At 45.4% G+C, this 13467-nt stretch carries 9 protein-coding genes and 1 other RNA gene; 5 read left to right on the top strand and 5 right to left on the bottom strand.

Features of this window, described 5'->3' with window-relative positions:
* Positions 1–344: 344 nt before the first annotated feature.
* On the top strand, positions 345–779 hold the full coding sequence (locus tag GCHA_RS09715) for an OsmC family protein (RefSeq protein ID WP_007987633.1): 435 nt from the start codon (positions 345–347) through the stop codon (positions 777–779).
* 115 nt (positions 780–894) lie between these two features.
* Here GCHA_RS09715 and GCHA_RS09710 read toward each other — a convergent pair whose 3' ends face one another.
* Positions 895–1416 (bottom strand): thioredoxin family protein, encoded by a 522-nt coding sequence (locus GCHA_RS09710; RefSeq protein ID WP_007987632.1) that lies wholly within the window; start codon positions 1414–1416, stop codon positions 895–897.
* 224 nt (positions 1417–1640) lie between these two features.
* On the opposite strand from GCHA_RS09710, the gene GCHA_RS09705 reads away from it, so the two are divergent.
* From GCHA_RS09705 to GCHA_RS09695, 3 genes are all read left to right on the top strand, one after another.
* Entirely contained in the window at positions 1641–3125 is a 1485-nt protein-coding gene (locus tag GCHA_RS09705; RefSeq protein WP_007987630.1) for a hypothetical protein, read from the top strand.
* A gap of 348 nt (positions 3126–3473) precedes the next feature.
* Positions 3474–4589: an efflux RND transporter periplasmic adaptor subunit gene (locus tag GCHA_RS09700; RefSeq protein WP_007987629.1), complete on the top strand. Its 1116-nt coding sequence runs from the start codon at positions 3474–3476 to the stop codon at positions 4587–4589.
* A gap of 12 nt (positions 4590–4601) precedes the next feature.
* Positions 4602–7769, top strand: coding sequence for an efflux RND transporter permease subunit (locus GCHA_RS09695; protein ID WP_007987628.1), 3168 nt, complete (start codon positions 4602–4604; stop codon positions 7767–7769).
* A gap of 92 nt (positions 7770–7861) precedes the next feature.
* Here GCHA_RS09695 and GCHA_RS09690 read toward each other — a convergent pair whose 3' ends face one another.
* The gene (locus GCHA_RS09690) at positions 7862–8950 is read right to left on the bottom strand and encodes an MBL fold metallo-hydrolase (RefSeq protein ID WP_007987627.1); all 1089 of its coding nucleotides are present in this window, start codon (positions 8948–8950) and stop codon (positions 7862–7864) included.
* Positions 8951–9149: 199 nt separating this feature from the next.
* Between GCHA_RS09690 and GCHA_RS09685 the strand changes: the two genes are divergently transcribed.
* Entirely contained in the window at positions 9150–9758 is a 609-nt protein-coding gene (locus GCHA_RS09685) for a TetR/AcrR family transcriptional regulator (RefSeq protein ID WP_007987626.1), read from the top strand.
* Here the strand turns inward: GCHA_RS09685 and GCHA_RS09680 are convergent.
* The 3 genes from GCHA_RS09680 to GCHA_RS09670 form a co-directional block, all read right to left on the bottom strand.
* Positions 9744–10886, bottom strand: a complete 1143-nt coding sequence (locus GCHA_RS09680; protein WP_007987625.1) for a sensor histidine kinase — start codon at positions 10884–10886, stop codon at positions 9744–9746. The genes GCHA_RS09685 and GCHA_RS09680 overlap by 15 nt on opposite strands.
* A gap of 243 nt (positions 10887–11129) precedes the next feature.
* Positions 11130–11517: RNase P RNA component class A (rnpB, locus tag GCHA_RS22325), an RNA gene on the bottom strand.
* A gap of 221 nt (positions 11518–11738) precedes the next feature.
* A complete protein-coding gene (locus GCHA_RS09670; RefSeq protein ID WP_007987622.1) occupies positions 11739–13433 on the bottom strand; it encodes an NAD-dependent malic enzyme in 1695 nt (564 codons plus the stop codon).
* Between the last annotated feature and the right edge of the window lie 34 nt (positions 13434–13467).

Here is a 13467-nt window from a genome sequence, read left to right as displayed (position 1 = left end):
AGGCGTCACTTATTAATGCGGATTGGTATTAAACCCCTCTTTGTGAAATCTCCCCGCCCTAACCCGAGTTTCACTACACCGCTATCCCATCGCTCACTTCAGTAAATATTGCAGTGCCTGTGTAATCTTCACCGCTCTGACTGTTTATAAGCGCATCTATAACCTGAGGTATACGGCTAAAGCCTGCGCGCCCCGTGCCGTGACAGAAATTCGCTAGGGCGGCAGAGCATTTGCATTACTGATATTACATTTCGAATCCCCCTGAGGATCTTGTTTATTAACTCAGGGGCATTAGCTTACCTAGATAGCATCAAGGTAATAAAATCAGTGAAAGGAGAATTTATATGAGTATCGTCAAATCTGGTAGCGCAACCTACAAGCCATTAGGCAAACAAGGTAAAGGCAGTATATCCACTGAAACCGGTGCATTATCAAATCACCCATACGGTTTTAATACCCGTTTTGAAGACGGTAAAGGCAGTAACCCTGAAGAGCTAATAGGTGCCGCCCATGCAAGCTGTTTTACCATGGCGCTTTCACTCGCCCTAGCAGATGCTGGATATGAAGACGGAGAGCTGAAAACCACCGCGAAAATCAGTTTAGACAAAACAGATGATGGCTACGAAATAAGCCAATCGGCGTTAACGTTAAACGCCGTGGTGGCAGACATAACCGAAGACGAGTTTAAGCAGATAGCGCAAGACGCGAAAGAAAACTGCCCAGTTTCACAACTGCTTGATACCAAAATCACCCTTGAGTTTAATTTAACCGCTGAATAGCAAATTAACCGCTGAATAGCGAACAAAAAGCAGGATAGGTACGCCTGCTCTGCTTTGCTCGGCTTTAAACCAGCTGCGGTATTAACTAGGCCTAGTACCCACGGCTGTGCAAAAATTATTGCGTGGCCTTAGCTAGGGCTTTTAAGTCTTGGGTTAAGCTGGTTTTCGGCCTTTCAACAACGCGCCCTAACTCTTTATCATCGTGAAGTAAAATAAAGGTTGGTGTGTACTTAAGATTGTATTTTTGCGCTATGCCTTGGGGGTCCGTTTTCTTTGTATCGACTGCGACTAAGGTTAACTTAGGGACGTCCAGCCCACTTAAATCAAAGGTTTTTAACAAACTCGGCACTTCACGCTGGCTGTCGTGGCACCAGGTACCGAACAGTACCAACAAGGTATCTTTTTTGAGTTCGGCGACAGCTGCCAACTCCTGCTTACTTGGTTTATATGCCTTGTATTCTGCTTGGAACGCTGGATATTGAGCAAACAACTTTTCTGCGCTAACTTCTCCCAGTAGCGTCTCACCCACTATACTCTTACCATCTAATTCAGCGTCATTGGCATTCGAATGGCTGCAGCTTGCCAACAAACAACTTAGTAGTACGCACACACTCACCATCTTGATTTGCTTCAACACTATCGTTCTCCTACGTTAAGTTCCTCATTATTCAATAGTGCTCTGGGTAAAATAGCAAGTATCCCATGCACTTAACCTTATCTGGTAGAGTACTTTATTAACCACTTCTCGCGAAAATATATGCCCTAATGCAAAGCTAAACAAAATCAGTGACTTGCTGGTTTTTTTTAGGCTAGACTTATAGACCGCAGCAAGCGGCTCGCAATACCCACAGGATACCGAATATGGCGACACCGATAGATAATGCATTTACAAGATCGGTAAATGCGTTGGTGGCAAAAATAGATGATGCTACGCAAAATAAAGAATCACTTTTTGAGCAAGCTGAAATTTATTTTCAAGGCGCACAGAGCCAGCAACACACTATTGCGCAACTTGAAAAAAATATTGAGGAAAAGCGCAAGGAAGTTGAATCGGCCATAAACGAAGTGCAAAAAAAGCAGTTTCGCGACTTTTATCAAAAAGCCCAAAAGGCGTTGAAAGATGAAACAGTCAAACAAGCACGACAGCGCTATGCGCGCCTTAAATTATTAGCCCAGATAACGACTGAGATCATTCAGCTTTGTGAAGGTAAAGATTGGCAAGAAACCCAGCTTAAAAGTGCGAAGGTTCTCGCCACACTCCTGTTACTATGCCCCACTGAAGGTAACGGTGTAGCCCGAATACATCAACGTTTCAAACCTTTATATAAAGCGGTGTTGAGCTTGCGGCTACTAGATCAGATGTTAAAAAACCAGCAGGTCGAGAACGAGTACATAGTAAGCCGCTTCCATGAGTCGTCACGTTTTTCTAGCCCTAAAGCGGGGGCTGACGTATTGAATATATTCCAACGGGACGTCGCTATACCATTGCTAAGTGCAGCCATCATTCAAGACATAGGCATGCAGCACCCAGAAATTCAGCGCTTGTTAAAAGGCTCAGACGGATCACTAAACCCGTTTCGCGTTTTAGAAAAAGATGTGCGTGTTCCGCTATTAATCATGAATCACGAGCAAACCTCTGAATTTGCATTGCGCGGCCTCGGGGAAGCCGAGTTTACTGAGGAGAATGACGATAGCGCTGCCTTTTCTGAGCGTAAAGCACGCTTTTGTAAACGTGAAAGTAACCGAGCTCGATTGTTACAAAGTATGTTAAACAGCGCTGTAAAACCAGATGGTGCTTTAGGTAGTATTCTAAAAGCGGCCCAAATTTATACCTCTATTGTGTTGTCTAGCAAACCTAAATTTAACTATGCTGATTTACCTAAAGCGACAAAAGTTGTGCAGCATTCAGCCCAAAAGGGGGCGCTATCTGTCGCTAGCGCCCAAGCCTTACAACAAGTTGTGGGCCACTTTCCTATGGGTTTTGGCGTCGTGTTTTGCCAAGAACCGACACAGGGCAACATGCCAAAACACTACGCATATGCTGTGGTCAATGAGTTAAATCCTGCTCACCCTAGTGAACCCTTATGTAGGGTAGTTAGCACACTAGATCCAAGCTGCAAGCGAGGCGCACAGCGTAGAATAAAGCAAACACAAAACTTGTTTTTTGAGCATGTATCGGCGCATTTTTCTAAGCTGTCCCCTGAGGTGCTCAGCTCACTCGCTGACAACATTGCCAGCGAGTTAGCTCAACCTAAAGATAAAGCATTGCTGCCAAAAAGCTGGTCGCCCCATGGGTTCTTCCACTTTAAAAAGCAACAAAATTTGTGGCCATCTATCACTCGATGAAAGAAACATCATATATAACCAGGCCATATAAGATATAACCTGCCATTCTACAGTACAGGCCTTGATCGCTCATTTTTGATCCCCATTTCCGCACCTGCTTTTTCAAGACCGCCTGATCAATTAACGCGTGGGCATATTTTCAATGAAATGCTGTTCGCTTTTAGTCGGTCGATTCCTCATACAGAGAAAGAAAATGTTGAAATTAGGTGATTCACCTGTGTATTCCTTTGAAATGCCTAATTCAAAGGTACTTTAATAGAAACGTATTCTATATCAGCCATACTTTGTAAAACCGAAACCACTTTATATTAGGCGTGAGTTGCTCACACCAGACGAGGATTTAATTTAATGCGCTTATTCAAGCTCTATATACTGACAACCATACTTTTGACCACAGTGACTGCGTGTTCGAAGCAAGAAGAGCAACAAAACGCCGCTCCACAAGCCTTACCGGTGAAAGTGAGCGCGCCGATTAAAGCGGTTATCACCCAGTGGGACGAGTACACAGGGCGCTTTGATGCAACCCAGAAAGTGGATATTCGAGCCCGAGTGAGCGGTTATCTCGACAAAGTTAACTTTAAAGATGGCCAGACCGTAAAAAAAGGCGACGTACTTTTTGTAATCGACCAGCGCCCATTCAAAATTGCCTTACAAAGCGCCGAGTCACAATTTTCTTTAGCGAAAAAAGAGTTGGACCGTGGTAATGACCTCCGTAAGAAAAATTCTCTTTCTCAAGAAGAAGTAGATCGTCGTCAGAACGAATACGATACCGCACGAGCTAATTTAGAGACGGCTAAACTAGACTTAGAATTCACTGAAGTAAAATCTCCGATAGATGGCGTCGTATCTCGTGATTTAGTCAACGAAGGGAACCTCATCAATGGTACTGCGACTAATGCAACTTTGCTAACCAATGTTGTTTCTATCGACCCTATTCACTTTTATTTCGATGCTGGCGAGCGAGACTTGCTTAAATACATTCGCCTTAGCCAATCAAACAAACGTGAAAGCTCACGGAATGCCTCGAACCCAGTAAAAGTGCGTTTACAAGATGAAGAAGAATTTGTTCACACTGGCGTAATGGACTTTGTAGACAATCAAATAGACCAGAACACAGGCACCATAGTGGGCCGTGCTGTGCTTGATAATCCGGGCGGTTTTATCGTTCCAGGCTTATTTGGTCGTATTCGCTTGTTGTCTGAATTAAACGTAGAGAAAATCCTTATTCCGGATGAAGTTATCGGCACTGATCAATCGCGAAAATTCGTTTTTGTGGTAAACAGCGAAGGAAAGGTCGACCGTAAATTTGTGACTTTGGGTAAGTTGCACACCAAAGAATTACGCGTCATTGAGTCTGGGCTAACACAAGATGACAGCATCATACTGAACAACCTAATGCGCGCTCGTCCGGGCAGCCCAGTACAGGCGGAAAATGTTGACCTTTCTAGCCAATACTCGCTGTAAGGGCCGCAAATAATGAATATATCCCACTTTTTTATAGATAGACCGAAGTTCGCTTCGGTATTAGCCATCATTGTCTTAATTATTGGTAGTCTCGCCTACTTCAGCTTACCGGTTGAGCAATACCCTCAAATTGCACCGCCAACTGTTCAGGTCGTTGCGACTTATCCCGGAGCCAGTGCTGAAGTCGCAGCTAAAACCGTGGCGACGCCGCTTGAGCAAGAAATTAACGGCGTGGAAAACATGCTGTATATGTCGTCGCAGTCTACCGCAGATGGGCGAGTAACGATTACCGTAACATTTAAACTCGGCACCGATTTAGACAATGCCCAAGTACAAGTGCAAAACCGCGTGGCCATTGCAGAGCCAAGGCTGCCTGAAACGGTGCGTCGTTTAGGGATCACCACCAAAAAGAACTCACCGGATTTGATGTTAGTGGTCAACATGTATTCCCCCAACGGAACATACGACCAAACCTATATTGCTAACTATGCAGCGCTGCAAATTCGTGACCAGTTGTCGCGAATCGATGGGGTTGGCGATATATTGACCTTCGGCGCTAGCCAATACTCTATGCGGGTTTGGCTTGATCCAGATATCATTGCGTCTCTTGATATGACTGCATCGGAAGTCGTGACCGCCCTACAAGGGCAAAATATTCAGGTGGCCAGTGGTACCTTAAACCAATCCCCTGTTGATGCAGGGCAAACCGCCTTTGAGCTCAATGTACAAACCCAAGGTCAATTGATTGAGCCTGAAGAATTCGAAAACGTCATTATTAAAAACCAAGACGGAAAAATAGTACGTTTACGCGATGTAGGCCGTGTTGAATTGGGGGCTGAAAGTTACACGACACGTGGTTATTTAGGCGATAAAAAAGCAGTCGCTATGCCTGTATTTCAACGCCCTGGCTCTAATGCGATAAAAACAGCAGACGCAATCAAAGCTGCCATGGTTGAAGTGGCGAAAAACTTCCCACCAGATTTAACCTATGAGATAGCGTATAACCCCACTGACTTTATCAGTGAGTCAATCACTGCGGTAGAGCACACCATATATGAAGCAATAGCGCTGGTCGTATTGGTTATTATGGTGTTCTTGCAGAATTGGCGTGCAGCGCTTATTCCTATTATCGCCATTCCTATTTCATTGGTTGGAACATTTGCCGTACTAAGCGCCCTAGGATTCTCGTTAAACAACTTAACCCTATTCGGTTTGGTGCTGGCCATTGGTATTGTTGTTGATGATGCCATAGTGGTGGTTGAGAATATGGAGCGCTTAATGGCACAAGGTATGCGCCCGTTAAAAGCCGCTCGTCAAACAATGACTGAAGTTGGCGGGGCGGTATTAGCCATCGGGTTAGTCTTGGTAGCGGTATTTTTACCAACAGCCTTTGTGGACGGGATATCGGGGCAGTTTTACAGTCAATTCGGCATAACCATTGCGGTCGCGACGATCATCTCAGTGTCGGTATCACTGATACTTAGCCCGGCTATTTCTGCGGTGTTATTCAAGCCACATAAAGACGAATCTGAAAAAACGGGTATGTTCCATTACTTATCCGGCAAATTTAACCGAGGCATGGACAGAACCTCAGATAAATACGCGCGTATGGTGTCTAAATTGGTTCGCCACGGTGCGCTTGTGTCTTTTGTCTATGTGTTGCTCATGGGCTTCACGGTTTATATGTTTAGCATAGTGCCCAAAGGCTTTATTCCAGCGCAAGACCAAGGTTACCTAATCGTTGGTGTGCAATTACCCTCTGGTGCGTCATTGTCACGCACGGATGCGGTGGTGCAAGAGGCCGTTGATAAACTACTGAGTATTGAAGGCGTGGAAAATGCCGTAGCCTTTGCTGGTTTCTCAGGTGCAACCTTTACCAATGCGACCAACTCGGCAGCAATCTTTGCCATTATGAAATCATTTGATGAGCGAGCACAGCTAGGTGCAACATTTGATAGCGTATTGGGGGATGCTAGAGCACAAATGAGTTCGATTGATTCAGCGAACGTGGTGGTTATCCCGCCACCGCCCGTTCGTGGTATCGGCAATGGCGGCGGCTTTAAAATGATGCTTGAAGACAGAAGTGGCCGAGGTTTAGCTGCGCTTGAACAAGCCATGTGGCAATTAGCTGGGGCAGCAAACCAAGAACCCGCTACCACAGCCGTGTTTAGTTTTTTTGAAACCAGTACACCCCAGCTTTATGCAGATATAGACAGAGAACGCGTCGAACGCTTAGGTGTGTCTGTGTCGGATGTATTCAGTGCGTTGGAAATTTATCTGGGTAGCGCATTCGTTAATGATTTTAGTTATTTAGGCAGAACGTTCCGCGTGACCGCACAGGCCGATGCACCTTATCGGATGGAAGCGGATGACATCGGACGTATCCGAGTGCGTAATTCTGACGGTGAAATGGTGCCTTTGAGCTCTGTGGCGACATTTGAATATCGCTCTGGCCCATCGCGAGTGCCGAGATACAACTTGTATCCAGCGGCCGATCTCATTGGTAGTACAGCACCTGGTTTTAGCTCAGGCGAAGCGATTGCCACTATGGAGCGACTCGCTGCGGAAATTTTACCTGACGGTATTAGCTACGAGTGGACTGAATTAGCGTATCAAGAGCAACAATCAGGCAGCACAGGTATGCTGGCGTTTGCCTTTGCTGTGGTATTCGTGTTCTTACTATTGGTCGCCCTTTACGAAAGCTGGACATTACCCCTGTCAGTCATACTTATTGTACCTATGTGCCTTCTGAGCGCCATTGTGGGTGTGCACTTAATGGGACTAGACAACAACATACTGACGCAAGTTGGCCTGATTGTACTTGTTGGTTTAGCCAGTAAGAACGCCATCCTAATTGTGGAGTTTGCCCGCCACCGTGAGCATGAAGGTGCAGGGTTGTATGAAGCGGCCAGTGACGCTGCCAAGTTACGCTTACGTCCGATTTTGATGACCTCATTCGCCTTTATTCTTGGCGTGTTACCTCTGGCGGTGGCTACAGGTGCCGGCGCAGAAATGCGTCAAGCTCTGGGTGTTGCCGTATTTAGTGGCATGTTAGGTGTGACATTCTTTGGCTTGATATTTACCCCTGTCTTTTACGTATTGATGCGCAAGCTATCCATGTTGGTCAAAGGCCAGAAGTTGGACGATATGGGCAGAGTACCGGTAACTGAACGGGAATAAGAACCTAAAAGCCCGCCAAGATAGTTAATCTTGGCGGGCTTTTTTTTTAACTGCTAATTAATATTACCTCTTCCTAGAATACCCCGTCAGTATTACTGCTTCCACCATGCTGTAGCGATCGGAGGTTGCTCAAGATTGAAAACTTGGCCAAACAGCGGGGTGCTCAAGTTAACCCTTTGTTTATCAGCGGCAGTTGTTACACGGTTTAATGGCTCGTACCAAGAATGAAAAGCCAAATCGAACGTGCCATTGTGGATAGGTACCATCACCTTACCCGCCAAGTCGATGTGCGCTTGTACTGACTCTTCTGGTGTCATGTGAATGTCAGCCCAGTCGCTGTCGTACGCACCGGTTTCAATAAAGGTCAAATCAAACGGGCCATATTTATCGCCGATCGTTTTAAAACCTGAGAAGTAACCCGAATCACCACTAAAATAAAACCTGCTCTGGGGCGTGTTGATCACCCATGAACCCCACAAGGTAGTGTTGCCATCACCAATACCTCGCCCCGAGAAATGTTGAGTAGGGGTAAATGCGACGAGTCCGTGCTCTGTTTGATATTCTTGCCACCAATCAAATTGTTTGATTTTCTCGCTATTCACACCCCATTTTTGCAAATCCCCTTCGACTCCTAAAGGCACCAGAAACTCAGCTGTTTTGGCATTTAGTGATTTAATTGCGGCTTTGTCTAAATGGTCATAATGATTGTGTGATATCAATACTTTATCAATCGGTGGCAGCTCATCAATACTAATAGGAGTGGGCTCAAAGCGCTTCGGACCGATAAAAGAAAACGGTGATGCTCGCTTTGAGAAAACCGGGTCGATTAACCAATACTCACCGTACATTTTAAGCAAGATAGAGGAATGCCCTAGCTTAACAAAATGCACTGTATCAACACTTAGAGCATCAAGCTGGGCGCGGGTAACTTGTTGCATGGGCACATGCCCATCAGGCACGGCATCTATTTTTTTCTCGGTAAAATAACGCGCAAAAATTCCCACCGTTTTCCCAAAAGTTGGCGGTTCACTAGGAACTGAATTGCGAAACTTACCATTATGGAAATGTGCACTTTGCACTTCCCCTTCGGGTAAAGTGGCCACTAATTCTTTATTCAAGATCCACGCTCCTATAATACTGCCCATCACAATGATGACTATGCTGGAAATGAGAATTCTCATTCAGCCTCCAAAAAAGTAAACTACTGAGTGTAACTTATCACAGAAAAACAAAAAGTAAACTGTTAAGTTTACTTTTAATCAGGTAGTATTTATACCATTCCACGTTAATAACTGATCCCTTAATCAAAAACCGCTGGACGCACTCTGAGACCGGCACTTATTAATGCGGATTGGTATTAGCCATAAAGGAAGGGCAAAGATGAAGTTATCCGACAAAAAACGTATCAACATACTCGATGCAGCAGAACAGTTGTTCTTTGAAAGTGGCGTTGAACACACCACCATGGACCAAATTGCCAAAGCCGCACAGGCCTCGAAACGCACTGTATACAACCATTTTTCAACCAAAGAAGTGCTTTTTCACGCGATCATTGGGCGCATGGTTGAACACCTTGACCAAGCACAAGATGTAACCTTTGACTCCCAGGTATCAATCAAGGCTCAGCTAACTGTTATCGCCCAACAAGAAGTTGCCTTATTGAACTCTCAACACTTTTTGCGCATCGCCAAAATAGCGTTTATGCAAATGCTTCAGCAAGCAGAGCTGGCAAAAGATATCGCTAATAATCAGTTTGGTTGCATGCGTTATTTAGAGGTTTTTTTACAAGATGCCAATGCCGCCAGCACACTACAAATAGAGGATGTAGCGTTCGCTGCCAAACAGTTTGTTTACCAGCTAAAGTCATTTATTTTTTACCCTGTTTTATTCGGTTTTGAAACACCTGAATCCCTGCCCGTCGAGAAGATTATTGAGCAATCCGTCACCACTTTTCTGTCTCGCTATCAAGGTCAGCTAGATAGCGTTTGAGGGTAAAGGCAATGAAAAACGGAAAATAGAGCCGTCTCCGGACTCAGGCACTGAATATGAAAGATGGCCGCCAAGCAAGTCGGCACTTTTCTTAACCATGTATAAACCTAACCCCGTTCCAATCGACGCTTTAGGGTGAAAACGTTCAAACATTTGAAATAGCTTATCTCTGTGTATAGAGGGTACGCCTAACCCGTTGTCCTGCACTTCTAATACAAATTCATGCTTGGTCTTGTAGGTTACCACCCGAATGAAAGAGTTCGCTTTGCTGGTATCTTGATATTTAATCGCATTGGAAATGAAATTATCCACAACCTGAGTGAATTTATTGGGTTTAGTTTGCAGTGTTCCTATGTATTCGAATTGGGTTTTGATATCCAACCGAGTAAAGTTTTCCATATGGCTCAGTGCATCTAATGTTTCATACACCACATCTGACACATCAACGGGGAGTGAGGCTTCATCTTGCAGCTTAATTTTACTCACATCGAGCACACCGCTGACTAAATCACTGAGTTTAGCGATACCATTTTGACTGGCTTGCAATGTCTTGAGCGCTTTAGGTAAATCACCTTTTTTAATATATTCGGCCACCATATTCATGACGTAATCCATTGAGCTAAGCGGGGAGCGCAAGTCATGAGTGACACGGTAAGCGAACTCTTCCATTTCTTGTTTCGCTGAAAGTAACGCTTCAGAACTTTTCTTCTGGGCGGTGATATCTTGAATTTGCGAAATAAAATAAAGTGGTTGGTGGGCGTCATCTCTGACCAGAGAAACCGTTAGCTTGGCCCATATCAAGCTGCCCGATTTATGAAAATAGCGCTTCTCCATATTGTAGGTTTGAATATCATTGGCCAGCAGCTGTTTTACAAAGGTTAAATCAGCCTGTAAGTCATCTGGATGGGTAATCGTTTGAAAATCAATGGCTAGCAGCTCCCGCTCGCTGTAACCCACAATATTACAGACGGCTTTATTCACTTTCAGCCAAGTACCGTCTGGCGCAATCAAGGCCATACCTATCGCTGAATGCTCCATCGCAAGACGAAACATGTCCTTGTGGCCCAAATCAACCTGAGGAGCCGACAGTATTCTTTCCCTGAATTTACTGATTATTTTTTTTACCATGAAAAACCTACAGTATGTTACTTCGATGCAGTGGGTTCTTAATAAGAAAAATAAACTTTTGTATCCTAGTTAGCTAGCATAATGCGCTGTAAAACGGCAAACCTAGACTAAAGTTCAATGTTTGCCGTCAAGATACTTATAAACTGAATGAAGAAACACATTTGTAGGAATAAAGTAAAAGAAGAGGGATAAAATATGACTCGTACCGCCACCTAATAACTAGGCAGCGGCTGAGTGTAAAAAAGGTGGAGTTGGCCGATAAGCCGGGTTCTGTCGTGGGCAACCATTCATCTAGGCCAGCAATCACTCGCTGGCTCAAGCAACACACCCGATCTCAACGTGGGCCACGCCATAAGAGATCCTATTTGGTCTTGCTCCGGGTGGAGTTTACCTTGCCACACACTGTTACCAGTGGTGCGGTGCGCTCTTACCGCACCCTTTCACCCTTACCGGCGCTTTCGCGCTTAGGCGGTTTCCTCTCTGCTGCACTTGTCGTCGGCTTTCGCCGCCCAGGCGTTACCTGGCACCCTGCCCTGTGGAGCCCGGACTTTCCTCCCCTTATTAACACAAGTGCACTAGGTACTAGCCCTAGAGACACTGCCCAATAAGCGGCGATTGCCTGGCCAACTCCGGAGGCGGATTCTACGCAGGTTATCCCTGAGTTACAATCTAGATTACGCTCCTTTAACTATTCACGTTACAGCTGTGAGTGCACAGCCACAAAAATGCTCAGCTATAAGTGCTCAGCTATAAGAGTGCTCAACGATAAAAAAAGCACAGCTACAAAAACGCCGCAATGAATGCGGCGTTTCTCAGTCAATATTGACTATTTAACGGCAATAATGGTGCTTGCTAGATACTGACTCGTTTATACGGGCGATATTCCGCTTGCCAGAAATTCCCTTCAATTCGCTCAGTGAGTATTTCATCGCTCACTTCTAGCGCTAAGCCTTGTTTCTGGGCAACCTTACCCACGTCAAACGCGATCTTCTTACTTAACTGTGCAATGCCTGTTAGCGGTGGCAACAATTCGTGCCCTGTGCCGCTGGCCAGAGGTGACGCATTGGCTAATGCAGCACTGGTGGCCATTAGCATTTCATCACTAATAAGGCTGGCTTTAGCTGCTAGCACACCCAAGCCAATTCCTGGGAAGATATAACTGTTGTTACACTGGGCAATTGGGTAGGTTTTACCTTGGTATTCTACCGGCTTAAACGGGCTACCCGTGGCGATGATCACTTGACCATTAGTCCACTCGATAACATTCTCAGGACGTGCTTCCACCTGACGAGACGGGTTACTTAACGGGAAGATAATCGGCAAGTCACAATGGCGCTTCATTTCTTTAATCACTTGCTCAGTGAATAAACCGGCCTGCCCAGACACACCAATTAAAATACTGGGTTTTACTTGGCTGACGGTTTCAAGCAAAGTCGGATACTGAGCCGATTTTTGCCATGTCACTAGGTGCGCTAACGGCTGTGCAAGACGGTATTGGAAATCACGTAGGCCTTCCATGTCATCTGTTACCAAACCGAATCGGTCAATCATAAAGACTTGGCTGCGTGCCTGCGCGTCAGAAATACCTTCACTGGTCATCTGCTTGATGATTTGTTCTGCAATACCACAACCCGCTGAACCTGCTCCAACAAACACCACGCGCTGGTTGCTTAGTTTTTCACCTTTGGTTTTACAGGCGGCTAAAATCGTGCCCACAGTCACAGCCGCAGTGCCCTGAATGTCATCATTAAAGCAACAGACTTTATCTCGATAGCGTTCAAGCAACGGCATGGCATTGGGCTGAGCAAAGTCTTCAAATTGCAGCATGACCTCAGGCCAGCGCTTTAATACGGCTTTGATAAACATATCGACAAATTCGTCGTACTCAGCTTGGCCGATACGTTTGTGACGTGCACCCATATACATGGGGTCGTTTAACAACTTTTCGTTGTTGGTACCTACATCTAACATAACAGGCAAGGTATACGCTGGGCTAATGCCCCCACACGCGGTATACAAAGATAACTTACCGATAGGGATGCCCATGCCGCCAATGCCCTGGTCGCCTAACCCAAGGATACGTTCACCGTCGGTCACCACGATAACTTTCACTTTACGCTTAGTGGCGTTACGTATGATGTCATCCATTTGATGACGCTCAGAGTAGGAAATAAACAAGCCCCTAGAGCTGCGATAAATATCGGAAAATTGCTCACATGCATCACCCACAGTCGGGGTATAGATGATCGGCATCATTTCATCAATATGCTGCTGGATAAGACGGTAATACAGGGTTTCGTTATTATCTTGGATGGCGCGCAAATAAATATGTTTATTGATCGGTTCGTTGAAACTCGAATACTGCATGTAGGCTCGTTCAACTTGCTCTTCAATACTTTCATAACGCGGCGGAATCAAACCTGTAAGGTTGAACGCTACGCGTTCTTGGGCGGTAAATGCACTGCCTTTATTGAGCAAAGGGGTTTCAAGCAAAGATGGGCCTGAATGAGGAATATATAACGCACTTTTAGGCGTTGAGCTACTCATAAAAAGTGTCCTGTTTGGCGCGAAGACAAAGCCT

It is taken from the genome of Paraglaciecola chathamensis S18K6 (genome assembly GCA_000314955.1).
Lineage (GTDB): Bacteria > Pseudomonadota > Gammaproteobacteria > Enterobacterales > Alteromonadaceae > Paraglaciecola > Paraglaciecola chathamensis.
Note: the sequence above shows the minus strand (reverse complement) of the source record. Positions and strands in the feature narration are given on the sequence as shown.